Origin of the sequence: Paenibacillus montaniterrae (genome assembly GCF_018403185.1) — a bacterium.
GTDB lineage: Bacteria > Bacillota > Bacilli > Paenibacillales > Paenibacillaceae > Pristimantibacillus > Pristimantibacillus montaniterrae.
The window spans coordinates 54,181-79,416 of the sequence record NZ_BOSE01000009.1 but is presented as its reverse complement, the minus strand read 5'-3'; the positions used below and the strand labels follow the sequence as shown (position 1 = coordinate 79,416).

Here is a 25,236-nt window from a genome sequence, read left to right as displayed (position 1 = left end):
AGTTTGCTTTTTTCTTACCCTTTCACCGAGCCAATCATTACACCTTTGTCAAAATACTTTTGAATAAACGGGTAGACAAGCAATATCGGCAAGGTGGAAATAATGATCACACCGTACTTGATCTGATCGGCATAACGTTGGGCGTAGCCGCCTGCACTGCCGCCTGTGCCTGCTCCTCCGGAAAACACTTGGTTGGAGAGCAATATATCACGCAGTACAATTTGCAACGGCTGGAGCTCATTGCTGCGAATATAAATTAAGCCTGTGAAAAAATCGTTCCAATGACCGACTAAATAATATAAGCCAATGACAGAAATCATCGCTTTCGATAGCGGCAGCGCGACCTTCATGAAATAGGTGAAATGCGAGCAGCCATCCATTGCCGCAGCTTCATACAACTCTTTCGGCAAGGAGCTTTCAAAAAACGTGCGGGCAATAATGAGATAAAACACGTTTACACAGAACGGAATGATAAATACCCACACGGTATTGATGAGATGAAGGTCCTTCATCAGCAAGTAAGTCGGAATTAAGCCGCCATTAAAGAACATTGTAAAGATGAAGGCAAACATGATGAACTTGCCCGCTTTAAAATCTTTGCGCGACAGTACGTATGCAGCAGGCAACGTAACGAGCAAGTTAACAAGTGTGCCGGCAATCGTGTAAAAGATCGTATTGCGATATCCCGTCCAGATGCGCTCATCCTTAAAAATTTCCGTGTAGCCGAAAAAGCTTACGCCTTTAGGAAACAACAGCACCTTGCCAGTCGAAACTAGCACGGAATCACTGATCGACGCAATAATGATAAAGTAGAGCGGATAGGCGATCAGCAAAAAGATAGCGATGCAGAATAGGCCGAGCGCAATCGAGAAGCCAAGCTCAGTCGGAGATTTTCCTTTTATGCTCATCGAACAGTTCCTTTCTTGGCCCGATCATAATAGATTAATACAAACTTGTATCGGACATTTTTCTTGATATAGCGTTCATGCTAATTAGAAATATGAAATTAATAATGGTATTGAATAAGCCAATCGCCGAAGCATAGCTGAATTGACTGGAAACAATCCCTATTTTATACACATAGGTGGCAATTACCTCTGATACAGGCAAATTCAATGAGTTTTGCATCAAGAAGATTTTTTCAAAGCCTGTGCTTAAAATATTGCCCATACTTAAAATGAACAGAATGATAATCGTCGGCTTGAGCGCTGGCAGATCAATATAGCGCACCATTTGCATGCGGCTTGCTCCATCCATTTTGGCCGAGTCATAAAGCTGCGGATCGACAGTGGACAGTGCAGCCAAATAGATAATGCTATTCCAGCCGCAATGCTGCCAAATATCCGATAGTACATAGACAGGTATAAATGTATTCGTCGAAGCCAGCAAATTAATATGTCCCAAGCCAATCGCCTTCATGAAATGTCCAACTATGCCTGTTTCGGAGGACAACAAAACGTTCAGCATGCCGACCAGCACGATAATCGAAATAAAATGCGGCAAGTAAACGGTCGTTTGCATGAATTGCTTCATACGTTTCACACGAATTTGATTGAGCATCAGCGCTAATATAATGGGAGCTGGAAAGCCAAGTACAATAGTTGCCAGGCTAATGAAAAATGTATTCGTCATCAAGCTGGAAAATTGGTAGCTGTCAATAAATTGCTTAAAGTAGTGCAAGCCTTGAAATTCTCCGCCGGTCAAGCCTTTGCTGAAATCATAGTCGCGAAATGCCAACTGAATCCCATACATCGGTATATAATTAAAAACAAAGATAGCGATAATGGCTGGCAGCACCATAAGCCACAACTGATAGTCGCGGACAAATGATTTTTTCACCATGGCCTGCTTCATATGCATCCTCCCTCAAATAAAACGATACATGTAATCTGTTCATGCCTTGATTATTTGTTCTTTTTATATTCTTCAAAATAACGCTGCATAATTTCCAGATTTTGCGGCAAGCCAGCTTTCTCAGTCTCTTTCACAAAGCTATCCCATTCCTGTTCAATGCCGCCCGATGTTACCCATTTTGCAAAGTTTGTATCGGCAAGATTCATCAGGTTCGTATTGTTAAGGCTCATCGTGTTATTATCCTGACTGGAGTATTTAATGAATACACTTGGGAAGATATCTTCCTCAGGGTTAATATTGCTTAATGCAGGCTTTAACACTTCGGAATGCGCGAGCACTTCCTGCATATCTGTACCTAGCGTCAGCTTGATATCGTCAGAAATATAGAACGCGCCGTTATCTGCCCAAGTAGATGTCCATTTCCAAGTGCCAGGGTCCATCTGTGGATCTTCTGGTGGCAGTACAGTATAGGTATCATCATCGTTTTTGGCAATGTTGGGGCCAATTGAACCGAACAACGCCTGAATTCCAACTTCAGGATCGTATAACTCATTAATAAAGCGCATTGCAGCTTCTTTATTTTTCGATTTTGCTGACATTACAATTGCATTTGCACTGTAGTTGAGCGTATAGAAGTCATAGCTCCAAGAAACATCGCCTGTATAAGAGGCATTCCATTTTAGAGGAGCCATAGATGTGTACTGTGGCGCCAATTGCTCGCCAAAGCGATCAGATGCGACCCACCCCCAAGTAAAGCCAACCTTTGCATAATCGCCTTCACCGCGAGCAATCGATTGGAATTTCGTGTAGTCGTGGGTAAATACCTCGGTATTAATCAAACCAGCTGCGTACAGTTTATGAAGGAACATGACGAGTTCCTTGAAGCGGTCATCAACCAAAAAGTTTTTCACTTGACCATCCTCTATAAAGTAGCCCTGCCCGCTTATGTCGGAAGAAAGGTTGATGCCCGTGCCGCCCAGCATAACCGCAGGGTTAAAATAGCCGCCGATACCGCCAGGCCAATCAACAGGAATTTCATCATTGGGATCGCCATTACCGTTCGCATCCTGCTCCTTGAACGCCAACAGCACATCGTACAGCTCATCCCAATTTGTTGGCATTTGCAAGCCTAAATGATCAAGCCATGTTTGATTAATATATTGACGATTGACGGACTCCGGCCAGAAGCGCTGGTATTTAGGCAGTCCGAGAATACGACCATCGGTTTGTGTCGAAGTGATTTTCGTGGCAGGATTGTCGTTGAACATTTTCTGTACATTTGGAGCCTGGTCAAGCAATTCATTTAAGTCTTGAAATAACCCATTAAACTGCGCAAAGTCAGCATCCGTTATAACAGTAGGACCAACGAATAAATCGGGAATATCGCCGCTCGCCAGCATCGGGCCTTTTTTCTGATCCCAGTCGGCCGTTATCTCTTGCCATTCAATATCAACATTTGCTTTCTCTTCGATCTCTTGCAGCCACTCCATTTCAGCTAGCGGCTTGGTCAAAGGGTGCTTGAGCATAATTGCCGTAAGCTTTACCTTTTTGCCCGCAGAACCATCAGTCTCTGCTTGCTTGCCATCGCTGCTTCCATTGTTTGAATTGCTGCATGCTGCCATAACGGTCATCACTAATGCCAACGTGAGAAAAACAGAAAGCCATTTTTTCATTTTCCTTGCCCCCTCATTATTTTTGCCAACGCAAGTCTTGCGAGTGTGCAAGTTGTCGCCGGCGGTATTAGTGTAGACCACGTTTTCCCAAGCCGTAAACGAGCAAGAATTGAGTCATCAACAAAATTTGAAAGCGATTTAATTAAAGCGTTTTCAATAAGCCTCGGCATAGCATTGAGGGGTTGCATTTGAAATTTTGCAGATCCATATAATTTTTGTGGATTCTAAAGCACAGGCGTCGCATCGCCTGGCAGCTCTATTAGCGGTGCTGCTTTGACTGGTCGCGGTACTGACCAGGAGTCATGCCCACTATTTTCTTAAATGAGCGGATAAAGCTCGAAGAATTCATAAACCCAACTTGCATTGCAATATTTTCGATGGAATCTTGGCTGTGACGAATCAACAGCATCGATTGCTGAATACGCAGACCATCAATGTACTCTTTGAAATTTTGACCCATTGTCTTCTTGAAATGATAGCTGAAGTTTGAAGGCGACATCTGAAATTGGTCCGCCATAAATTGCAACGAAAGATTAGGGTCAGCCCAATACTGTTCGATAATAGCCATGATCTGTTCGGAAGGTGTTCGCCGCGCAGCAGAAGTCATCACTTCAGACAGCAGCTCGCAAAGTTTGCTCGCAGTATCACTCATAATGGCAAGCATTTGGTCAAGCGTATAGCGGCGTTGAAATACAAATTCTATACTGCTTAGTATGGAATCATTATCCTGCTGAAACCGTTCTAACGCATGGAATAGAATGCTCATTGTATTCCAATATAACGACTGTACGATGTGAGCTGAAATCCCTTCGCTGCTCATGTAGCCCTGAATTCGCTGAATAATGAGCGGGATATTCTCAATATCATTTTTCAGCGTTGCCAGTTCTAATGATTGCACAAGCTCTGATTGATAGGAGACAAGGCCACTTGAAGTTTGCATGCCGTCCGCATAGCCTGCCAAAATCGTTGCATGCTGAAAGCGAATTTGATCGAGGCAGCGTGCAGCCTGCAAGTATGCGATATAAATGCTTTTAATATCGGCAAGCTCACGCTCCTTACTAAATCCGATCAGACAACGCTGATTCAATTGCTGCTGAATTTGCCGCTGCAATGATGCCAGCAACGCTTCATTATTCCCTTGTTCCTCATGGCATAATACAATAATAATTTCGCGCTTATTGTGGCTCTTCATAATATAGCTGACAAGAGGCTCCTGCCGCTTGTCGAAGTAAATCTTGCTAAAGGTCAGAAACAATTCGCTATTAGCATCCGCTTCAATCAGCATCGCCGCTACTGTCAAATATTGATAAGGAAAGCTAATTTGATAATCGTCAGCCTCCTGTGCAAATTGCTCCCAGCTTTCGTAGTTGCCCAACAGCAAATCAAACAGCAGCTGATCGCGAATAATCGGCTTGGTCTGCATTAACTGCTCGTCCAGATTGGCTTTAGTAGCGGAAAGCTGGTTTAAAGCATAATCAATTGTGTCGATTTCATTGAGTTTATGTTTGGAATCCGGCTCATCAAACAGCTGGGAAGCAACATCGACAAGCCGTTTGATCGGATGGTAGTTGGATCGCATCGAAAAGTAAATGACAATAGAGGTAGTGACAATAACAATGACAAGCAGCAGAAGTGTGCTTTTTTGCAGACTTCGAATATCGCCGACCGTTTCCGAGATCGGTACTAACCGAATATAGTGCCACCCGTTTGTACGCGAAATGCTTTTGGAAACTAAATATGTTTCGTTCTCAATCATGATTTCGCGGTTAGCGCCCGCCGAAAAATCTTGTTGCAGAAAATGTAAAAAAGCTGCTTGTGTATTGATTTGCTCACAACCAAGCGTTGCCACAAGGCAGGATTTGTCTTCATTAGTAATAATAAAAATACCATTCGACTCATCATTGTCTGTCTGCATCATATTGAGAATGGTATCTTCTTTAACTAATATAAGTAGGGAGCCTGGAGAATTTTCTCCACCTAAAGGCAATGGAAGAATAAAGCTCAGAATATTAAAAGTATGTCCACCCGGCACAACAACTGGCTCTACTGGACGAATAATTGGCGCAGTTAAAGCTGCTAAATCTTGCTCTATTTCTTCTACTGGCCAATCCTTATAGACATAACCGACTCCTTTTATACCGAAGTCATCAATTGTGTATGCGCTTCCTTTATTGCTAAAAAAATAATTGGCATCCTTGAGATAAAACAATGTGTTTTCGATGAAAGCGTTGGTAATGTTATACTTTCTCATTTCATTGATAATAACAATTTTTTGATAAGGGTCTTCTGAAATCATGTACGGTTTGATCTCTTGATTTTGCATAATTTCGGCAGGCAGGTTGTACACATATTTTGTAAATATGTCCATCGAGTTCATCAATTGCTCTGTTGTATGGTCGTTCCAGGCGCTTAATTTATCTTTGACAGCTGTCATTGTGTAAGGGTAATAGAACGCAAGCATAATTACGATTGGAAATATAAATATGAGCACATAGGATAGAAGAAATTTATAGAGCAGCGGTTTGTTTTTTATATTCATGCACACATTCTCCATGTCATATCAAAAATATATTGCTAAATAAATGGCAATATGAAAAACGTGATGGAATGTCTGGCAATATGCAGTCTTTATTATAGCATAAGTTGATAGAACGGTTATTGATTAACTATACCGTTAATCATGAGGCATGTTTAAACAAAAAAACTCTGCCAGCAGCTCGCATAGCCTGCAACAGGCTGCACGACTATTTCTGCTGACAGAGCTTTCAATTCTCATTACTCCGTCCATATTTCAATGGCGCTTATGCTCCAGCTTCAACTCCTCATGCAAAAGCGTCTGCTTCCACTTCGTATATAGCTGCCAAACCTCACCGCTCTCGATCAACGGCTTGCAAATGTACAAGCCTTGCTCAATCGAATCGACAACACCGGCAAGCGTTAAGCGAGCCGCGCTATTCAACAGCACCTGATTGGCAAATGCGATATGCCCGCCTCCCTGCAGCACCTCTTCCGTTACGCGCAGCTGTTCGTGCGCCGTCCATTCGATATCCTCTGGCACCGGAGTCTCCAGACCATACAGCTCAGGATCTACGACGCGCAGCTCGCTATGCTCGCCATCTACGACATAGGTACGGGTTGGACGGTCAATGAACATATCCTCCGACCCTTCCATGCCCTGCACAATTAGCGCTCGCTTATAGCCCAAATGCTGCATCAGCTCGCTCATGCGATTAAAGACCGTATTATGAAAGACGCCAAACACAAGATACGGTGAGCAGCTATAGTCAATCAGCTTTTCCACCGTGTTCAAAATGGTGCGCATGTCGAGATCCTCGCGAATATCGCGCAGCGCAGCCAGCGGCGGACACCAGCTTTCCGCTGGCACATACAACACGCCCGTTTCGCGAGCCAGCTCAATCGAGCGCTGCTGTGTCACATGCTGCAAATCAGCTCCCATCGCCTCGATTATGTCATGTAAAGTAACACCGCGCTTGGGCGGCAAGGTTGCCGAGCCATGCAGCGTAACCGGCAATCCGGCCGCCGCTAATACAAACGCCGTTGCAAAGGAAGCGTAAAACGACTTTTTCCTGCCGTCATAAGGGCCGCTGCAATCGATTCCTTGCTGTATCGGGGCGCGGTAGGCAAGGCTGCGGCATACGTCAACGAAGGCTTGCAGCTCGGCTACACTTTCCATTTTAATGCGCTCGGCAATAAAGAAGGCTCCGATCTGCGCTGGCGCCGCCTTGCGGTTCAATATCCACTGAGCCGCCTCCAGTGCTTCCTCGTACGTCAAGTCGCGCGCGCCACGCTTGCCGCGCCCAACCTCCTTCAATAGCTTAATAAACATGATGCGACCTCCTTCTGTTATTTCTCCAGCAGCTGGTATACTTTGACGATGGAAGCTGCAACATCGACCAGCCGTTTGCGCTCATTCATCGCCTGCTTGCGCAGCATATCGTACGCTTCTGCTTCAGAAATTTTCTTCGTTTTGCATAAAATGCCCTTCGCTATATCAATCCATTTGCGCTCCTCGATCTTTTCCTCGAGCATTTTGCGCTCAGTCAGCCATTGCTGGCGTTCAAAGCATTGCTTGGTCGCAAAGTACAACGCCCAGTGCAGCTCCTGCTCATTCATCGCCGGTGTAATCAACCCATCCATAAACAGATCGCTATCGCAAAACGCCTTGGAAAGCTCACATGTATGCTCGCTGCACCACCAAAGCAACGGAAGCCGCTTCCACTGCATAAGCTGATGTCCCCATTTCCTCGACTCCTCCAAGGACAAATTGAGCAATATAACGTCGGTATCCTCGATTTTTTGCTTGGCCTGGCTCTTGCTTTCCGCATGGGTTACAAGATAGCCGGCCCTTTCCAGCACATCAATCGGCAAAATAGCCTCGGACGCACGAATTGATTCTAATTTGAACGTTATGCCAGAAATCAATAATATCGAGCGCATACGTAAGCCCTCTCCCCTCTTAACGAACACGCATCATCCATTTCCTGCGTTCTCTCCTTGTTTATGTCAATATATATAACATATATCTATTTGTCTTGTCGATATCCAGAAGATTAAAATTTTATACGTTAGATATATTTACATGAAAATAAGTTTGTAGTATAGTTTATGTAAATCAAATTAACAAGTCGAATACAATGGCGTATTCTAATAATGGCAATGAAGCCTGTTTCGTAAGCAAGAGCTGATCGCACTCTTATGTGTGGCAAGCTTGCTATGCGAAGCAGGCTTTTTTAGGTCATATCCAGCTTTCACCCCCAAGCATCAGTTTCAACTGAAAGTCTCGCAATATGGAAAGGAGAGAGAATGATGGGAGAGAAGGAAAAATTAATATTGATCGGCAATGGTATGGCAGGTGTACGTACCATTGAGCACCTGCTTAAGCTAGCTCCTGACAAATACGAGATTACGATAATTGGCGAGGAGCCTCATCCTAATTATAACCGCATTATGCTGTCTTCGGTTCTGGCAGGCGGAGCCAATATGCAGGATATTATTGTAAACGACTGGGATTGGTACAAGGACAACGGAATTCAGCTTGTGACCGGGCAAAAGGTGACGAAGCTGGATACAAAGCTTTGTACGGTTACGACGCATACCGGAGCGCAGTACCAGTATGACCGCGTTATTTTGGCTACTGGCTCCAATCCGTTTATGCTGCCGATTCCTGGCGCGGATAAGGAAGGCGTAATTGCGTTCCGCGACATTCGCGATTGCGAAACGATGATGGAAACGTCAAAAACATATAAGAAGGCCGCCGTCATCGGCGGCGGGCTGCTCGGACTGGAAGCGGCGCGAGGACTGCTCCATCTCGGCATGGAGGCTACGGTCATTCATATTAACGACTACTTGATGGAAAGACAGCTGGATGAGCCTGCGGCACGCATGCTGCAGCGCGAGCTGGAATCACAGGGCATGAAGTTTTTGCTGAACAAGCAATCCGCATCTATTACCGGGCGCGGCCGAGTAAAGGCGCTGCAATTTGCTGATGGCAGTGAGCTCAAAACCGATCTGATCGTAATGGCTGTCGGTATCCGGCCCAATACCGAGCTGGCCAAAAGCTCAGGAATTGAGGTTAACCGCGGCGTAGTGGTCAATGATTATATGGAAACAAGCGTGGCAAATGTTTATGCAGTCGGCGAATGCGCGGAACATCGCGGCATCGCATATGGACTGGTTGCCCCGCTATACGAGCAAGGAGCAGTGCTTGCCAAGCGCTTGGCTGGCGTCGAAACGGCTGGCTATGCGGGCTCGGTTACTTCAACGAAGCTGAAGGTGTCAGGCGTCGACGTCTTCTCCGCAGGCAACTTTACAGAAACGGCTAGCACGAAGGCGCTACGCATCCAAGACGACCTTGGAGGCACCTACAAAAAAATCGTGATCGAAAACGGCAAGCTGGTTGGCGCTGTATTATTCGGCGATACAACAGACGGCACTGAGTTGTTTTCCCTCATTAAAAAAGGCGAAAACGTTGAAGGCAGAGAAAAGGAGCTGCTGCTTGGCATATCGCTCGATCAACTAGGCGGCGGCAATCCGCTCGCCAAATACGAAGCAATGCCGGATGATGAAATCGTATGCGGCTGTAACGGCGTATCGAAGGCGACAATTGTCGAGGCGATTCAAACAAAGGACTGCAACAGCGTGGCAAGCATTAAGGCATGCACGAAAGCGTCAGGCTCCTGCGGCGGCTGCAAGCCGATCGTCGAAGGCTTGCTGAAGGTCTATGCCGGTGATGCGGCAGCCGAGCCGGTCAAGGAAGGCATCTGCGGCTGTACGACACTTACTCGCGATGAAATCGTGGCGGAAATTCAGCGAATGCGGCTGCTAACCGTCAAGGAAGTAATGAATGTGCTTGGCTGGAATGAGCCGGAAGGCTGCTCCAAATGCCGCCCTTCTCTCAACTACTATATCGGCATGCTGTTCCCTGAGGAATATGTTGACGAGAAGGAATCGCGCATTACGAATGAACGCTTCCACGCCAATATTCAGAAGGATGGCACCTTCTCCGTCGTTCCGCGTGTATATGGCGGTGTTACTACGCCTTCAGATTTGAAGAAAATTGCCGAGGTGGCCGAAAAATTCGAGGTGCCAATGGTGAAATTCACTGGCGGCCAGCGGCTTGATCTGCTCGGCGTTAAAAAAGAGGATCTGCCTAAAATATGGGAAGAGCTCGACATGCCGTCCGGCCATGCGTATGGCAAAACGCTGCGCACCGTTAAAACATGCGTCGGCTCGACATTTTGCCGTTTCGGCACGCAGGATTCCATTTCAATGGGCATTCGCATGGAGAAAGCCTTCGAGCGCCTTAACACCCCGGCCAAGGTCAAGCTTGCTGTATCAGGCTGTCCGCGCAACTGTGCCGAGGCTACCATTAAGGATCTTGGCGTAGTGGCAATTGATGGCGGCTGGGAAATTCATATCGCTGGCAATGGTGGTGTTAAAGTAAGAGCAACCGATTTGCTTTGCGTCGTCAAAACAGAGGATGAAGTGATGGAATGGTCATCAGCCTTCCTGCAATTGTATCGCGAGCACGCGGTCTGGAATGAGCGTACGTCGCAATGGATTGAGCGCGTCGGTCTCGACTTCATTAAAAAAGCGCTGGAAAACAAGGAAGATCGCTTGGCCTTGAAGCAACGCATCGAAAAAACATTAAGCTTAACGAACGACCCATGGAAGGAAATTATCGAAAACAAAGAGCTGCGCAAAAACTTTGAACAGCTTACAGGTCTGGAGCCAGCAACCAAATAATTAGGCTGGCGCATAGGTGATAAGCTGCATGAATAGGTTTAGGAGGTATGTCAATGGCGACTAAGGTGTTGGTTGGCAAATTATCAGATATAGACGTAAAAAGCTCACGCAAGCTGAAGGTGCAAAATATCGACATCGCACTCTTCCATCTATCGGACGGCAGTGTGCTTGCCTTGGAAAATAAATGTCCGCACAAAGGTGGGCTGCTGTCAGAAGGCATGGTATGCGGCGGCAAGGTGCATTGCCCGCTGCATGACTGGAAAATAGATTTGCATAGCGGCAAAGTACAGGAGCCGGATGAAGGCTGTGTGACAACCTTCGAGACAGAGGTCGACCAGCAAAGCGGGGATATTTATATTACGATCTAGCGCGACTTAAGACGCGCATCGCACGAAACAGAACTCGAATCGCTGAAGAAAAGAGTGGATAACTATGAGCAAAGCAATCAGTGCCGTTCACCTTAACCGTTCTACCTATGCGCTGCTGCCATTAGAAGCAAGCAGCAGCATGCAGAGCAAGGGCGTTATCGGCAGCGTAGCGATTATCGGCGCTGGACCAGGCGACCCCGAGCTGTTGACCGTGAAGGCTGTCCGCTTCATAGAAGCGGCAGATGTCATTATGTATGATCGGCTTGTCAGCAAGGAAATATTGCAGTATGCCAAGGCTGAGGCTGAGCTCATATATTGCGGCAAAGCGCCCGGCCAGCATGCCATGACGCAAGCGGATATTCATAAAGCGCTTATACACTACGCTTATCAAGGCAAAAGAGTGGTACGCCTCAAGGGCGGCGATCCGTTCATATTCGGCCGCGGCGGTGAGGAAGCGTTGGAGCTGGCGGCTGCCGGCATCGAATTTGAGATTATTCCCGGCATTACCTCAGCTATAGGCGCTGCCGCCTCAGCCTCTATTCCAATGACGCATCGCGGCACTGCCGCTTCCTTCGCCTGTGTAACTGGCAATCGCTGTCACGACAACCACAAGCCTGTGCGCTGGGACCTGCTCGCTCACAGCGTGGATACGCTCGCCATTTATATGGGCGTCAGCCAGTTGAGTGAGATCCAGGCCGAGCTGCTGCGAGCCGGCAAGCCAGCAGCTACGCCGATCGCCTTCGTCGAGCAAGGCACAACCGCCAAGCAGCGCATCGTAACTGGCGTGCTTGGCGAAATGAGCGAGCTCGCCGCAGCAAGCAAGCTGGTTAATCCTGCGCTCATTATTATCGGAGAAGTCGTGCGCATCCGCGAGCAGCTGCATGCGATTATGCTGCAGGCCTTAACGCTGCGCCAGATCGGTTAACATTTTCTTGAATTGTGAGCACACTGCAAGACCGTTAAAAGAAAAGCGTCCTGCTCTCGCTGTTGACAGCTTCTGCAAGCTGCCTGGCGATTAGCAGGACGTTTATTTATGAGATTCGCTTATTTCAGCTATCCGAATAAGATGCGCTAAGCTTCAGCTTACAGCCCTTCGCCGTTCAAATAATTAAAGAACGCTTCGTTCGTCCAGAACGTATAGCTTTCCACTTCTACCTCAGGATCGATTTCTGCAAAGCCAGCTGCAATTTTCTCAGTATCCTCAACGAGTGAGAAGGTTTGAACATAGAAATTGCCGTCTACAATTTTATTGTTGGCAATTTGCTTGAACTCTGTTACTTCATTCAAAGAGTAGAATAGCGGCTGCCACCAAGAGCCAGCAAGCAGACCTGTTTGATCGTCAGCATTTTTCTTTGCATACTGCACAATCAGTTCATTAAAGGCTTGCTTGTCAGCGGCATTGCTGAACTCAAGCTTCAAATCGTATTCCTTGGAATAATGAATATAATTTCCGTTGTCAGTCAGCACAGCCTTGTTGTTCTCGTCAACAGTCGGCTCGCCCCACTCTTTTCTGTGCACGAAAGCAGAGGTTTTCGGCTCAAGCTGCACTTTGGCGTCAATGCCCTCGCTGCGCAGCAAGCCGAGCAGCTGAATCGCATGCTGTACATTGGAATGACCGTATGTGATCGTTAGCGGCTCTACGAAATTAGCATCAAATCTTGCATCCTTCAAATTATATCCCGTTACAACCTCCTGCTTCAGAGCAGAGTCAACAAACTCCTGCAGCTCTGGAATTTGAATAATGTTGGAGGTTTCATAAGCGGTGTAAAACTTGCTGTAAATGTCAGCGTCGCTTACATGTCCGATATATTGCTTGTATGCTCCGTTAAAGCTAAGCACCTTGCCAAGCAATACGTTGACAAGCTCAGCAGATGCAGCGCCTTTTTTCGAAAGCTGCGCATAGTAGTCTTCTGGAATCAAGCCAGTATCTACAGCAGCCGCAAGCTCCTGAGCCGTAGCCTTATTGAAGGCGCCAGACGAAAGCCCCAGCTTCTGCAAAGCAGCCTCGACCTTTTCTTGCGGGTATGTAAAAGCAAGCTCCTGCAAATTAGAAGCGCGAAGCGCAATAAGTGCTGCTACCCAAGGCTTTAATGGCTCTTCTGCTCCAATAGCAGGACCAGACAAAATGCCTTTGCTGTACAGTGCCGCCGCACTAGCGTACAACGCATCATCGGCAGCCACATCTGTAAAGCTTACCTTTTCCTCCGGTGCTGCCAGGTTAAGCACCTTTGCAATATGCTGAATGAATTCGCCTTTCGTAATGCTTGCATCGACCGTTACATCGTATTTATCCTGCAAAAACAACGCATATTCACTAGCGCTGTCAGTTTGTGAAGATGCAGCATCTACACTTGTCAGTGAAATATTAAACAATAAAGCTACAGATAATAGCAAGGCAACAGCGAGCTTTGTTGCTGAAGCATAAGATTTTACCATCATATACACTCCTTTAATTCCGATTATTCTTGTTGGTTTTCTTTGATATACTAGCATCATTTACCTGACGTGTCAATCATAATATACAATGCGAAATTTGTCGAACAGTATTAGCTTTGACAAGCCCTTGTTGCTTTTTCCCCTCATTGCTTCAATCGCTACTTTTCACATGAATTTCCCTCTAATTTGTTATGTATTTCCATTTTGATGAGTATGATAAATTAAATTGTAAACGCTATCAACTTGTCCGCCTTTCATTTTTGACAGCGTTTACGAAAATTTTAAGGAGGGTGTTATTTTTGAAACGTACCAGAAAATTATTCGTGTCGATGCTTCTTATGCTGGCTTTAATGCTGCCTTCGATCAGCTATGCCAATCAGGCAGACGAGCAAAGCATTAACATCGGCCAATATGCAGCCGATATGCAGCCTGGCTGGAACCTCGGCAATACATTTGACGCTGTAGGAGCAGATGAGACAGCCTGGGGCAATCCGCATGTCACGCAGCAATTTATTGAAAAGCTTGCTGAGCAGGGCTTTAAGAGCATTCGTATCCCTGTAACCTTCGATCAGCGGATGGAGTCTACTGCTGACTACACGATTGACGAAGCCTTTCTGAGCAGACTGGATCAAGCTATTAACTGGTCGCTGGACGAAAGGCTATACGTCATGATCAATGTGCACCATGATTCATGGATTTGGTTAGAAGCCGGCATGCATGAAAATCATGACGAGTCACTTGCGCGATATGAAGCGATCTGGACGCAATTAGCTGAGCGCTATAAAGATTACCCGATCAAGCTTATGTTTGAGAGCATCAATGAGCCGCGCTTCCATGGCTCGGACACAGAAAAGCAAACCTATCTCGATGAGCTGAACAGCTCGTTCTACAACATCGTAAGAAACTCTGGCGGCAACAATGATGTTCGCCCGCTTGTGCTGCCAACGCTTGATACAGGCAGCGAGCAAGTGAAAATTGACGCACTGTATCATTTTATTGACGAGCTCAATGACCCGAACATTATTGCAACCGTTCACTATTATGGCTTCTGGCCGTTTAGTGTCAATATCGCAGGCGTTACAACCTTTAATGAAGAAACAAAACAAGATATTATTTCTACCTTTGACCGTGTGCATGACAAATTCGTAGCCAACGATATCCCTGTCGTTATTGGCGAGTTTGGCTTGCTTGGCTTTGATACCGATCTCAATGCCGTACAGCAAGGCGAAAAGCTGAAGTTTTTCGAATTTATGATTCATTATGCGCAGCAAAAGCAGCTGACACATATGCTTTGGGATAATGGCCAGCATTTTGGACGCCAATCCTATCAATGGTCCGACCAGGAGCTTTTTGATATGATGAAGGCTAGCTGGACCTCTCGCTCTGCAGTTGCTGAAACTGATTCTGTATTTTTGAAGCGTGGTGCGGCAATTGCGGATGTTGAAGTTAAGCTTCAATTGAATGGCAACCAATTTACAGCGCTAAAGCTGAACGATGAAACACTAGTAGCTGGCGAGGATTATGTACTGAATAATGAAACCTTAACCTTGAAGGCGAGTCTGCTGCAGCAGCTGACCGCTTCTAACCAATTGGGTACCAACGCAGTATTAACCGCAAGCTTTAACCAAGGCAAGGACTGGAAGCTGTTCATCATTACGTATGACACGCCTGTCCTGCAAAGCACAACAGGTACGACAGAACAGTTCCATATCCCACTCGTTTACAACGGCGACAAGCTGGCAACGATGGAAGCGCGTTATGCAGACGGCAGCAATGCAGGTCCGCAAAACTGGACTCCATTCAAGGAGTTCGCATACACATTTAAGCCGAACTACAGCAACAACACATTGACGCTGACATCTAATTTCTTCAACGAATTAAATGATGGAGAGGTTAAGCTGAAGCTGCATTTCTGGAGCGGCGAAAAGCTCGACTACACTATTTCGAAAAACGGCAGCCAAGTAACTGGAACAGCCAGCAATAGCGGCGGCAACAGTGGCGGCAATAGTGGAAACAATGGCAACACAGGCAATAGCGGAAACAATGGCACTGCAAACAACGGCAACACTGGCGGCAATGATCAACCAGCTGGAGAAGACAATAACGGAAACAGCGGAGAGCAAGGCAATGAACAGCCAAATCAAGCCGGCAATTCCTACACAGATATTGCTTCGCATTGGGGATATATCGGCATTTATCGTGCTACTGAGCTTGGTATTGTCAATGGCTATAAGGATGGCACCTTCCGTCCTGACCAAGCGCTTAACCGTGCTGAGCTGGCTACTATTGTAGGTCGTGCACTAAAGCTGCCTGCTGACGGAAGCAGCAGCACTTCGTTTACCGATCATGCGGCAATTCCTGCCTATGCCAAGCCTTATGTGGCACAGCTTAACGCTTTGCAATTGATCAACGGCTATACGGATGGAACTTTCCGTCCTGCTCAAAATATTACCCGTGCTGAGCTGGCTGTCATTATCGCTCGCGCTTTGAAGCTGGACGGCACAGCGGAGCTAAGCTTTGCCGACAAGAGCAGCATCCCGGCATGGGCGCAAAATGAAATTGCACTGCTTGCGGAGCTGGGCATTATGACAGGCAAGGCTGACGGCAAATTTGATCCAAACCGCAGCACCACTCGTGCTGAAGCGATGACCGTTATTATTCGTGTCGTTGATTACCTGGAATCAGCGTCAAAATAATGATCGTACTTAAGTAAAACAACGCTCCTGACTTCAACCAATGAGCCTTCAAGACTCGGTTGCAGCAGGAGCGTTGTACATTTAACAGCATTAATGATGGTGATTTCGTTTGTTTTTAGTCGTGACGTAATGGATCACATATATAATAGCAAATATTATGCCGGCCACTGCAATTAAGCCGATCCCAAGCAGCAGCAAAAACCAGATTGAAAACGAAAAAGACATCATTTTCTCCTTTCCTTGTATATTGCAGCTAGCTCTGCGGCTCGGCAAGCTTCTCCTGCACAGAGCGCAGCTTTTGCTCAGAAGAGCTCGCTTTATCTCGCCGATCATCGATTTTAATCGAAGTCGAAACACGCTGCGCGCCTGAAAGAAACGGTGTTTCATGCAGCGCTGCAATCGCGGACCATATATGCGCAAGCTCGCCTTCAATTATCGTGCTCATAGAGGTTAATGTATACGTAATGCCCTGTTGCTTTTGCAGCACACGCTGCAGCTCGGCTACATAAGGGCTTAAGCTTGTGCTGCCTGTACCGATTGGAATGATTGTCACTTCGGCTATCGCCATCTGTTCATCGCCTCCAGCCTGAATAGCTTTCCATCTAACTACTCCTTTTACTTTAACGCTGGAGCCTGCTCTTGTAAAGGTTTTACAGTTAGCCTTCAGCTCCGCACAGCAAGCGCACTGTACGCTTGCGGTCATTACTTTGGCACAGCTCGGAAATAACCGCAACGCCATCAGCACCTGCCTGCTTGACTATTGCGGCGTTTTCTCCAGTTATACCGCCGATCGCCACGATCGGAAAGTTCCCATACTGCTGCCGCATGCTTTGGAGAAAGCCAACACCTGCCGCCGGCCTTGCATCCTCCTTCGAGCTAGTCGCATAAATCGGGCCAATTCCAACATAATTTGCGCCGCCTGCAACAGCCTGCTGCATTTCCTGCTCTGTATGCACAGATACACCAATAATCGCATGGGGCAGCTTTTGCTTAACCTCAAGCAGCGCCTCATCCTCCTGCCCTACATGAACACCGTCGGCGCCGAGCTTTAGCGCCAGATCAATATCGTCATTGACGATAAAGGGTACGCTGTATTGCCTGCACAGTGACTGACATTGCCGTGCAAATTGCTCAAGCTCCGCTCCCTGCAAGGCGCCTTTTCCTTTTTCACGCAGCTGGAAAATCGTAATGCCGGCTTGCAGCGCATCCTCCAGCACCTGCAGTGGAGTCTGCATTCCCTTGCAGTTTATGCTTCCCATCACAAAATATACCGCAAGCTGCTCAGCCTTCAACATAAGTCACTTCTCCTCGATCACCGTATTTTTTATAGGCAAAATGATTCGTCGGTCCATGCCCGCGCCCCAGCTCGAGCGGGTGAGCAATCGCAGCATGCACATACCGCTTCGCTGTAATAATCGCTTGCCGCAGCTGCACGCCCTTGGCCAGCTCCGCTGTAATTGCCGCGGAGAAGGTGCAGCCCGTCCCATGCGTATGATTGGTCGCAATCCGGGGAGCATGGAGCTGGAAGCGCTCGCCGCTCCGCATAAATACGTAGTCGACCACATGCTCCCCCGTTGTCTGCCAATGTCCGCCCTTCATGACGACTGCCTGCATGCCGTAGTCCAGCAAGTGCTCAGCCGCCTCTCTAATTTGCTCCTGGCGCTCAATGCGCAGCCCCGTCAGCACCTCAGCCTCCGGAATATTAGGCGTACATACAGCAGCCATTGGGAGCAGCTGGCGCCGCATCACTTCAATAGCCGTATCCTGCAGCAAATTTGCGCCGCCCTTGGCAATCATAACCGGGTCAACGACGATGGCCTGTTTTTGCCAATCCCGCTCCTGCAAAACCTCGGCTACGATCTCGATCATTTCGGCGGAGAACAGCATCCCCGTTTTAAGCGCAGCAATCGAAAAGTCATCGTACAAGGCGTCAAGCTGGCTCTTTACAAACAGTGGATGGAGCGCCGAAATTCCGCTCACACCGATCGTATTTTGCGCGGTAACAGCAGTAATGACCGATGCTCCGAACACATCCAGCTCTTGAAATGTTTTCAGATCGGCTTGGATGCCAGCTCCGCCTCCACTGTCTGAACCGGCAATCGTTAAGGCAATATTCATAAGCGCTCACCTGCAGAAAGCTGCTCCAGCGCATTCATGATTTCCACCTGAAACGAGCCGATTTTTGGCTGAGCGCCTGCAATTTCTGCCGCCAGCTTATAGTCCTGCAACACCCCTTGCAAATGCTTGAAGCGATCACCCGGCAAAGAGAGCGCCGCCGCACAGATCGCACTAAGCAAGCAGCCCATGCCGGTAACAGCGGTCATGCGAATATCGCCTCCAGTAATCATTGCTTCTCGCTCGCCATCCGTTACATAATCCCAGTCTCCCGTGACGGCGACGAGACAGCGATACTGCTTGGCCACCTGCTTCGCAATCTCCTTAATATCCTGGCTGCCTTCTCCGCTATCGACGCCGCGCGACTGCCAGGCTACGCCAGCAATCGCTGCCAGCTCGCCACGGTTGCAGCGCAGCAGATCAAAGTTTATTTCAGAAAGCAGCCGCTGCACAAAGCGCTGGCGGTAAGAAGTAGCACCCACCCCAACAGGGTCCAGCACGACCGGAATGCCCAGACGATTAGCTTGCTTGCCTGCAGCGAGCATAGAATCAGTTGTACGGGCATTCAACGTACCGATATTAAGCAGCAAGCCGCCAGCAATCGATACCATTTCCTGAACCTCCTCCAGCTCATCTGCCATAACAGGCGATGCGCCAATAGCCAGCAGCCCATTGGCCGTTACATTGGAAACAACATAGTTCGTAATACAATGCACAAGCGGACTTGCTTGTCGGATATGCGCTAAGCTGCTTTTCTCTCGAACTTCTTTACTAAAATCCATCTTCTGTCCTCCTCAAGCTTTGGGCGGACGCAAGCGAAAAAAAGCCTCCTTGTCCACGACAAAGAAGCCTCAAATCCATTGCTCCCTACGTCAGTGTTAACTGTCAGGTTCAAAGGGTCAGGTTTTAACCTTCTCAACTCGTAAGTCCCCCCGCAAAATATAAAAACCTATAAAATTACTTTATGATTATAACATAACTTCAACAATGAAAAAATCAAATACGAGACGGCCATATAAATAGCCGAGGCAGCCAGACCGATGGCTATAAGCATCAAGTTTGCAACTACATTAAAGGAAAAAATGAACTGAACGAGCATGCAAGCCACCACATGAAAAACAAAACTCCAAAGCACACGTTTCTTAGGTTCGCGGATGAGCGATATCGCTAATTGCGAAGGAATCGCCGCCAATAATATAAAGAAACAAGGCATATAAACGATGGCCGTAAATAAATCCGTAAAAAGAGGATGCTCATTTTCAACATAACTTGGGAAATGCGCTACCAAAACGTAAAAAGCAATGATGCCAGTAACAGCAAGCCAGCTATAGTAAACGACTTTCATCTCAAGCTCAATCCTTTCTTCCCCTCATTTGTTGTTACTACTCTGGCAAAATAAAAAGAACTTCTTACATCGCCTGTCTACGGCGAGTGTAAGAAGTTCTTGGCGTACGCATATCAAAGCCGCTTAGAAACTACTCTATGAAATTTGAGCCTCGGCTTCTACTGCAACAACTTCAACAGCTGGCAGCTTCCTTACTTCAATAAATTGCAGTACAAGACCTTTTTTCTGCTTAATCGCAAAGCTATGGCCTTCATGTGTAATGACTTTGTTAACGTCCAAATCCGTGTTTTGCGCGAAGATCCAGCCGCCTAGTGTATCTACATTATCATTTTCCAGCTGAATATGAAGCAGTTCAGACACTTCATCAAGCAGCACCTTGGCGTCAATAATATAATGACCTTCACCAACGGTACGAACATGAGCAACCTCGTCGCCGTCAAATTCGTCGCGAATTTCACCGACAAGCTCCTCGATAATATCCTCCGCTGTTACAAGACCAGAGGTTCCGCCGTATTCATCCACGAGAATCGCCATATGAATACGCTCTTTTTGCATCTTTTGCAGAACTTCTTTAATAGGTGTAGTTTCAATGACATTAATAATTGGCTTGATGAAATTTTTAAGTGCAAAGCTTCTCGCCTTGCTCGGGTCCTCCAAGCCTTGGATCAGAAAATCTTTAATGTTGAAGAAACCGATAATATTGTCGCGATCCCCATCATAGACCGGGTAACGCGTATATTTTTCCTGAGATATACGCTTCAGAATTTCCTCGTACGGCGTATCAATATTAAAAGCAACCATCTCAGTACGCGGAATCATAATTTCGCGAGCTAGACGATCGTCAAATTCAAATACATTGTTAACGAATTTCATCTCACTGTTGTTGATTTCGCCTGACTTATTGCTTTCTGCAATCAAGAGACGAATCTCTTCCTGCGTATGCGTCATTTCATGCTCGCTCACTTGCTTCAAGCCGAACAAGCCGACAAGAACACGAGCAGAACCGTTCAGGAACCAAATAAACGGGAATAATAGCTTATAGAACAGCATGATCGGTTTAGCAAAGGCAAGCGTTACTGCTTCCGCCTTTTGAATCGCTACCGTTTTAGGCGCCAGCTCACCTACAACCACGTGCAGAAATGTCGCAATTAGAAAGGCTGCACCAATCGTAAAAGCAGAAATCAAGCTGGTTGGCAAGCCAATCGATTCAAACAATGGGTGCAAAATAAATTCAAACGTGCTTTCTCCGACCATACCAATACCTAGTGCTGTTACAGTAATACCAAGCTGACAGGCTGACAAATATTCATCAAGATGCGTTGTAACATGCTTTGCCGCCTTAGAGCCTTTGCGCCCCTCAGCAATAAGCTGGTCGACACGCGAGCTGCGGATTTTAACAATGGCAAATTCCGTTGCCACAAAAAATGCGGTTAATGCAATTAATATAACAAAAATAATAATGTTAATCGTTGTCCCCAAATAGATGTCTTACTTAATTAAAAGTAAGACTTCACCTCCTACAATATGATAATAGATCTTGAACGCAGATCGATCATATTGCAGAGCCGACTATTAACTTATAAGGAATACTAAAACTATGGGTTACCTCATTTATTCCGTGTTAGCCAGCTATTGCATATGATTCGTCATGCGCTTTAGTGCGAATGAAACATGCAGCAACTAGCTCACAAAAATGAAGCTTATCCTTCCCACTGCTCTTCCTCCTCATCATTTTAAAATGCAGACCATGCTGCTTTTTGGTACATAGCTTGTAATACGTATAACGTGCAGCGATGGTTGCATTTTTTTATTTTATTTTTATAGCAACGATTCATTTTTTCATAAGCTTTTGAATCGTTACAAGCAGCTCATCGAGCACCGTTTCATCGCCTTCGCCCAATCGATCCACAACACAGCCTTTAAGATGGCCTTCCAGCAAAATTTTTGCCACGCTGTTTAATGCGGACTGAGTTGCGGCAAGCTGAGTGATTACATCATCACAATAAACATCCTTCTCGATCATTCCTTTAATGCCGCGTATTTGCCCTTCAACCCGATTCAAGCGAGTGATCATATCCTTTTTTACTTTTTCAGGATGATGACTTTTACGGCAGTGCTCGCCTTCTTCGGTGTGGCAAGCTGCATCCAGCTGATCGATGTCATGCTTTGTACTCATCCACTCAACCTCCTTAACCTTTTCATGATTCATGCTTGATTGAGCTTCCAGTACAAGAAAGGTGCAACGGAAGCTTAAGCTTATTTCTATTTTAATATACCCTTGCAGGGTATGTAAAGCGGTGATCATTGCCATCCGCTATTTGTTATGCAAAAAAGCTCCTTTTTGACTCATTTATAGCGTCAAAAAGGAGCTGCATTTTTTAGTGCACGCAGTACCGTCTCTTCTACTTGCAGAGTTATCGTTGCCAGGCTGCTATACGGCAGCAAGTCGACGATTGCGGTCTGTTGCCCAAATGCCCAGCACTAAGCACAGCAGCGTAATGCCAATTACGAGCAGCAAGGTTGTCCAATAATAGCTGCTTTCTATCGTACCATCCGTTACAAGTACACCGTACCGTGCCAGCTTCCAGGGTGTAACATGCCAATAGCCGCCGAGCAATGAATCCAGTATTCCCCCGATTGGAATTAAAATAATCGCAAGCGACGCCGCAACCGCCGTTGTAAACGCGGCACTTAGCGCTACTGTCAACGACATCACCAGCAGCAGCCATACGCTATATGTGGCGATAATCGTTAACGCCGTAGAAAACGTAATCTCGCCGTATAGTACAGAGGTGTAGTAGATGCTGCCGATATAGCCGATTAGCGCACTCAATAAGGCAACGAGCGATGCCCCCATCCATTTGCTAAGAAAAATGGAAGCAGCCGATACGGGCCGCACATATATGAGTGTCGCAGTACCGCCGCTGCGCTCACGACTGATTGTGCCCACGAATACCGCAATTAGCACAATGATGCCCATCATTTGAAATTGCTCTGTCGTGGCAAGCAGCAAATCGCGCGCATGCAGCTCAGGCATAATCATTTGAAAGCCTTCCGGCATGTTGCCTACCGCATTTAATATATCCTCCATAAAGTAATTGACTAACGGATCGCTAACACCGAGGAATAAAAACAACAGCGGTATCCATAATAATTTAAAGCTGCGCCAGCTCTCTCTGAACTCCTTAATCCACAACACGCGCCATGTGTTCATTAGCACCAGCCACCTTCATAAAGATTTGATCTAGCGAAGCGCTGACCCGCTCTAGCTTTACAATGTCATAGCCTGTAGCCAATAAGCTGGACATTAGCGCTTGCATGGTTGGCAGCTCAGCGTCAATAGCCAAATAGACGCTGTTCACCTCGCGACGCACTAGCTGCTTGCGGCTGGCTGCAAACCGTTCTGCATCGTTGTCATGTGCAAACTGAACCAAATATTGCGGATCGGCATAGCGCAGCTGAATGTCTGCCAGACTGCCCTGCTCGACGAGCTTGCCCTCCTTCATAAACAGCACTTGATCGGTCATTTTCTCAGCGTCATGCAAAATATGCGTCGAATAGAGGATGGTCGTTTGCTGCTGCAATTGCTTGAGCAGCGTCATTACCTCTGATCTGCCAAGCGGATCAAGCGCAGAAACAGGCTCATCCAGCAGCAGCAGCTTCGGATCATGCACGATGGCCTGCGCTATGCCGAGCCGCTGCTTCATTCCGCCCGAGAAGGTCGAGGTAAGCCGCTTCATGTCGCTGCCTAGCCCTACATATTCCAATACCTGCTTGCTGCGCTTGCTCGCCTCCTGCGCAGACAAGCCGCTTAGTCTTGCCACCATCTCAACATATTCCAGCGCTGTCAGCCAGGAATAAAACTTCGGATATTGCGGCAGAAAGCCGATATGTCGGCGGATATCCTTGCTGCCCTGCAAGCGAACCGAGCCGCTGCTCGCTTGCAGCAGTCCGGCAATCATCGACATCGTAGTTGTCTTGCCAGCTCCATTGGGCCCGATAAGTGCCGTTGACGTATTGGGCTGCAGCGTAAAGCTGACTTCATCGACACTGCGCCTGCTGCCAAACTTTTTCGTTAACGCGTTGACCTCTAATAGGCTCATTGTTGTTTTCTCCCAATAATAAAGTAGGCTATTGGCCCCAGTATGCTCACGACTACGATAAGAATCGCCCATAACCATTTCGGGCCTTTCGTTTCGTGAATGCGAACAAGGTCGATCAGCGCTACAACCATAAGCAGCACTTGAATGATAATGAGGGGCATAACTAAATTCCAAGGAACGGCAGACCAATCATTCATGGATTTTCCTCCTTTAGCTTAAGGACATGACGCAAATTGGTAATTAGCGCTTTAAATGCAGGATCATCATGCAGCGGAACAAAGCTTGGATCCTGCTGCAGCAGCTTTAACATATCCTTTTTGATCGCCTGCTCGTCGCGCGGAGCATAGGGGCCAAGATGAATATTTTGCGCAATCCAGTCGTTTACCAGATCAAAATAATGATCACCGCGGATTTGAATAGGGAATGTCAAACCCTCACAAGCGCGATAATAGCACTCCAGCATGCGCAGCGCTTCTTTAGGCCGCTGCTGCTGCATATAGCCGCGTGCAGCTTTGTAATAAAACATAAGTGCCATATGAATATTCAACCCTGCCGTATTGTACAGCTTCATGATTTGCTCAATACGTCTGACAGTTTCATCAAATCGCTGCGGGCTTTCTACTTCAAAGGTCAGGCGTTCTGTTTCGCTCGATATGATGCTGAATATGTTTTGAAACACGCTCGCCTGAAGCATTTGCTGAGCCTTGTGCATATCGCCAAGCATCGCATGCGCTTGCGCAATCATTTGATCTGTACCGTACTCGATTGTAATCCCCTCGCCAAGATGCTGCAGCAGCTCCTGCGGCTTGCCCGACAATAGCAGGACAGAAGCGTGAAGCATATGAGCTTCCTGACTCATTTGGTAGTCGCCGCTGTGCGTTACGGTACGTTCACACAGCTCTACAATGCGCTGTAAAACCAATTCTGGCTGCCTCGCATTGATAAAGTAGTTCAAATAAAGCTGAGCAATTCGGATCAGGAACGGATAACAGGCGTAATATTCCTTCAGCATAGCTTCAATATCTGCCTGAACCTGCTCAAAGCTTTCTTCACTCATTCGTTTGGCAAAGCCTTGATAAAGCTCAATAATTTTAGCGCGAGTAAGCTGCGGCTCATAGCCCAGCAGCGCATCGATCGTAACATCGAGCAACGTCGCCAGCTTGGGCAGCAAGGACAAATCCGGATAGCTGATGCCCTGCTCCCATTTCGATACCGCCGCATTCGATACTCCGACATAAGCAGCCACATCGCCTTGCGTCATGCCCAGCTGCTTGCGGCGGCTGCTGAAATTTTCTGCGAATTTCAACCCTTGCATGATGACCACTCCTTCTACCTCCATCATAAGCGGGCACTGCAGGAATAGCTATCGAATCATAGTTA

Annotated in this window: 23 protein-coding genes and 1 riboswitch; of the genes, 4 read left to right on the top strand and 19 right to left on the bottom strand. The window is 47.0% G+C overall.

The window, feature by feature from the left end; translation table 11 throughout:
• Nucleotides 1-14 precede the first annotated feature (14 nt).
• The 6 genes from KJS52_RS20615 to KJS52_RS20590 all read right to left on the bottom strand — a co-directional run bounded on the left by KJS52_RS20615 (nt 15) and on the right by KJS52_RS20590 (nt 7,985).
• Nucleotides 15-908, bottom strand: coding sequence for a carbohydrate ABC transporter permease (locus KJS52_RS20615; protein ID WP_213519045.1), 894 nt, complete (start codon nt 906-908; stop codon nt 15-17).
• A 34-nt stretch (nt 909-942) separates the two neighbouring features.
• Nucleotides 943-1,854, bottom strand: coding sequence for an ABC transporter permease (locus tag KJS52_RS20610; RefSeq protein ID WP_373871376.1), 912 nt, complete (start codon nt 1,852-1,854; stop codon nt 943-945).
• 50 nt (nt 1,855-1,904) lie between these two features.
• Nucleotides 1,905-3,527: an extracellular solute-binding protein gene (locus tag KJS52_RS20605; protein WP_213519041.1), complete on the bottom strand. Its 1,623-nt coding sequence runs from the start codon at nt 3,525-3,527 to the stop codon at nt 1,905-1,907.
• A 259-nt stretch (nt 3,528-3,786) separates the two neighbouring features.
• Nucleotides 3,787-6,066, bottom strand: coding sequence for a helix-turn-helix transcriptional regulator (locus KJS52_RS20600; RefSeq protein ID WP_213519039.1), 2,280 nt, complete (start codon nt 6,064-6,066; stop codon nt 3,787-3,789).
• A 252-nt stretch (nt 6,067-6,318) separates the two neighbouring features.
• Complete coding sequence (locus KJS52_RS20595; protein WP_213519313.1) at nt 6,319-7,377, bottom strand: anthranilate phosphoribosyltransferase; 1,059 nt, start codon at nt 7,375-7,377, stop codon at nt 6,319-6,321.
• Nucleotides 7,378-7,391: 14 nt separating this feature from the next.
• Entirely contained in the window at nt 7,392-7,985 is a 594-nt protein-coding gene (locus tag KJS52_RS20590; RefSeq protein WP_213519038.1) for an ANTAR domain-containing response regulator, read from the bottom strand.
• Between the two features lie 369 nt (nt 7,986-8,354).
• Here KJS52_RS20590 and nirB point away from each other — a divergent pair, with 369 nt between their 5' ends.
• From nirB to cobA, 3 genes are all read left to right on the top strand, one after another.
• Entirely contained in the window at nt 8,355-10,793 is a 2,439-nt protein-coding gene (gene nirB / locus KJS52_RS20585; RefSeq protein ID WP_213519031.1) for a nitrite reductase large subunit NirB, read from the top strand.
• Nucleotides 10,794-10,846: 53 nt separating this feature from the next.
• Nucleotides 10,847-11,161: a nitrite reductase small subunit NirD gene (gene nirD / locus KJS52_RS20580; RefSeq protein ID WP_213519029.1), complete on the top strand. Its 315-nt coding sequence runs from the start codon at nt 10,847-10,849 to the stop codon at nt 11,159-11,161.
• Between the two features lie 157 nt (nt 11,162-11,318).
• Nucleotides 11,319-12,086, top strand: coding sequence for a uroporphyrinogen-III C-methyltransferase (gene cobA / locus KJS52_RS20575; RefSeq protein WP_213519312.1), 768 nt, complete (start codon nt 11,319-11,321; stop codon nt 12,084-12,086).
• Nucleotides 12,087-12,244: 158 nt separating this feature from the next.
• Here the strand turns inward: cobA and KJS52_RS20570 are convergent, their stop codons facing one another.
• Nucleotides 12,245-13,597: a hypothetical protein gene (locus tag KJS52_RS20570; protein WP_213519027.1), complete on the bottom strand. Its 1,353-nt coding sequence runs from the start codon at nt 13,595-13,597 to the stop codon at nt 12,245-12,247.
• A 299-nt stretch (nt 13,598-13,896) separates the two neighbouring features.
• Between KJS52_RS20570 and KJS52_RS20565 the strand changes: the two genes are divergently transcribed.
• Nucleotides 13,897-16,293, top strand: coding sequence for a cellulase family glycosylhydrolase (locus KJS52_RS20565; RefSeq protein WP_213519025.1), 2,397 nt, complete (start codon nt 13,897-13,899; stop codon nt 16,291-16,293).
• A gap of 90 nt (nt 16,294-16,383) precedes the next feature.
• Here the strand turns inward: KJS52_RS20565 and KJS52_RS27810 are convergent, their stop codons facing one another.
• From KJS52_RS27810 to KJS52_RS20510, 12 genes are all read right to left on the bottom strand, one after another.
• Nucleotides 16,384-16,518, bottom strand: coding sequence for a hypothetical protein (locus KJS52_RS27810; RefSeq protein ID WP_281425663.1), 135 nt, complete (start codon nt 16,516-16,518; stop codon nt 16,384-16,386).
• Between the two features lie 28 nt (nt 16,519-16,546).
• Nucleotides 16,547-16,861: an MTH1187 family thiamine-binding protein gene (locus tag KJS52_RS20560; protein WP_213519311.1), complete on the bottom strand. Its 315-nt coding sequence runs from the start codon at nt 16,859-16,861 to the stop codon at nt 16,547-16,549.
• 88 nt (nt 16,862-16,949) lie between these two features.
• Entirely contained in the window at nt 16,950-17,585 is a 636-nt protein-coding gene (gene thiE, locus KJS52_RS20555) for a thiamine phosphate synthase (RefSeq protein WP_281425672.1), read from the bottom strand.
• The gene (gene thiD, locus KJS52_RS20550) at nt 17,575-18,411 is read right to left on the bottom strand and encodes a bifunctional hydroxymethylpyrimidine kinase/phosphomethylpyrimidine kinase (protein WP_213519016.1); all 837 of its coding nucleotides are present in this window, start codon (nt 18,409-18,411) and stop codon (nt 17,575-17,577) included. The genes thiE and thiD overlap by 11 nt, the downstream gene beginning before the upstream one ends.
• Nucleotides 18,408-19,190 carry a hydroxyethylthiazole kinase gene (gene thiM, locus KJS52_RS20545; protein ID WP_213519014.1) on the bottom strand — a complete coding sequence of 261 codons (783 nt, stop codon included), beginning with the start codon at nt 19,188-19,190 and terminating at the stop codon, nt 18,408-18,410. Before thiM ends, thiD begins: the two co-directional genes overlap by 4 nt.
• 65 nt (nt 19,191-19,255) lie before the next feature.
• A riboswitch (TPP riboswitch) is annotated at nt 19,256-19,352 on the bottom strand.
• A 5-nt stretch (nt 19,353-19,357) separates the two neighbouring features.
• Nucleotides 19,358-19,753 carry a hypothetical protein gene (locus tag KJS52_RS20540; protein WP_213519012.1) on the bottom strand — a complete coding sequence of 132 codons (396 nt, stop codon included), beginning with the start codon at nt 19,751-19,753 and terminating at the stop codon, nt 19,358-19,360.
• A 135-nt stretch (nt 19,754-19,888) separates the two neighbouring features.
• The gene (locus KJS52_RS20535; RefSeq protein ID WP_213519010.1) at nt 19,889-21,232 is read right to left on the bottom strand and encodes a hemolysin family protein; all 1,344 of its coding nucleotides are present in this window, start codon (nt 21,230-21,232) and stop codon (nt 19,889-19,891) included.
• 352 nt (nt 21,233-21,584) lie between these two features.
• Nucleotides 21,585-21,929 (bottom strand): metal-sensitive transcriptional regulator, encoded by a 345-nt coding sequence (locus KJS52_RS20530; RefSeq protein WP_281425662.1) that lies wholly within the window; start codon nt 21,927-21,929, stop codon nt 21,585-21,587.
• 255 nt (nt 21,930-22,184) lie between these two features.
• Nucleotides 22,185-22,967: an ABC transporter permease gene (locus KJS52_RS20525; RefSeq protein ID WP_213519008.1), complete on the bottom strand. Its 783-nt coding sequence runs from the start codon at nt 22,965-22,967 to the stop codon at nt 22,185-22,187.
• Entirely contained in the window at nt 22,939-23,856 is a 918-nt protein-coding gene (locus tag KJS52_RS20520; protein ID WP_213519006.1) for an ABC transporter ATP-binding protein, read from the bottom strand. Before KJS52_RS20520 ends, KJS52_RS20525 begins: the two co-directional genes overlap by 29 nt.
• Entirely contained in the window at nt 23,853-24,053 is a 201-nt protein-coding gene (locus KJS52_RS20515; protein WP_213519005.1) for a PLD nuclease N-terminal domain-containing protein, read from the bottom strand. The genes KJS52_RS20520 and KJS52_RS20515 overlap by 4 nt, the downstream gene beginning before the upstream one ends.
• Complete coding sequence (locus tag KJS52_RS20510; RefSeq protein WP_213519003.1) at nt 24,050-25,171, bottom strand: helix-turn-helix domain-containing protein; 1,122 nt, start codon at nt 25,169-25,171, stop codon at nt 24,050-24,052. Before KJS52_RS20510 ends, KJS52_RS20515 begins: the two co-directional genes overlap by 4 nt.
• Nucleotides 25,172-25,236: the final 65 nt, after the last annotated feature.

Bases quoted from the DNA above. Each gene is read 5' to 3' on its own strand.
- KJS52_RS20615 (WP_213519045.1), bottom strand. From the start codon at position 908: ATGAGCATAAAAGGAAAATCTCCGACTGAGCTTGGCTTCTCGATTGCG.
- KJS52_RS20610 (WP_373871376.1), bottom strand. From the start codon at position 1,854: ATGAAGCAGGCCATGGTGAAAAAATCATTTGTCCGCGACTATCAGTTG.
- KJS52_RS20605 (WP_213519041.1), bottom strand. From the start codon at position 3,527: ATGAAAAAATGGCTTTCTGTTTTTCTCACGTTGGCATTAGTGATGACC.
- KJS52_RS20600 (WP_213519039.1), bottom strand. From the start codon at position 6,066: ATGAATATAAAAAACAAACCGCTGCTCTATAAATTTCTTCTATCCTAT.
- KJS52_RS20590 (WP_213519038.1), bottom strand. From the start codon at position 7,985: ATGCGCTCGATATTATTGATTTCTGGCATAACGTTCAAATTAGAATCA.
- nirB (WP_213519031.1), top strand. From the start codon at position 8,355: ATGGGAGAGAAGGAAAAATTAATATTGATCGGCAATGGTATGGCAGGT.
- nirD (WP_213519029.1), top strand. From the start codon at position 10,847: ATGGCGACTAAGGTGTTGGTTGGCAAATTATCAGATATAGACGTAAAA.
- KJS52_RS20570 (WP_213519027.1), bottom strand. From the start codon at position 13,597: ATGGTAAAATCTTATGCTTCAGCAACAAAGCTCGCTGTTGCCTTGCTA.
- KJS52_RS27810 (WP_281425663.1), bottom strand. From the start codon at position 16,518: ATGTCTTTTTCGTTTTCAATCTGGTTTTTGCTGCTGCTTGGGATCGGC.
- KJS52_RS20560 (WP_213519311.1), bottom strand. From the start codon at position 16,861: ATGGCGATAGCCGAAGTGACAATCATTCCAATCGGTACAGGCAGCACA.
- thiD (WP_213519016.1), bottom strand. From the start codon at position 18,411: ATGAATATTGCCTTAACGATTGCCGGTTCAGACAGTGGAGGCGGAGCT.
- thiM (WP_213519014.1), bottom strand. From the start codon at position 19,190: ATGGATTTTAGTAAAGAAGTTCGAGAGAAAAGCAGCTTAGCGCATATC.
- KJS52_RS20540 (WP_213519012.1), bottom strand. From the start codon at position 19,753: ATGAAAGTCGTTTACTATAGCTGGCTTGCTGTTACTGGCATCATTGCT.
- KJS52_RS20530 (WP_281425662.1), bottom strand. From the start codon at position 21,929: ATGAGTACAAAGCATGACATCGATCAGCTGGATGCAGCTTGCCACACC.
- KJS52_RS20525 (WP_213519008.1), bottom strand. From the start codon at position 22,967: ATGAACACATGGCGCGTGTTGTGGATTAAGGAGTTCAGAGAGAGCTGG.
- KJS52_RS20520 (WP_213519006.1), bottom strand. From the start codon at position 23,856: ATGAGCCTATTAGAGGTCAACGCGTTAACGAAAAAGTTTGGCAGCAGG.
- KJS52_RS20515 (WP_213519005.1), bottom strand. From the start codon at position 24,053: ATGAATGATTGGTCTGCCGTTCCTTGGAATTTAGTTATGCCCCTCATT.
- KJS52_RS20510 (WP_213519003.1), bottom strand. From the start codon at position 25,171: ATGCAAGGGTTGAAATTCGCAGAAAATTTCAGCAGCCGCCGCAAGCAG.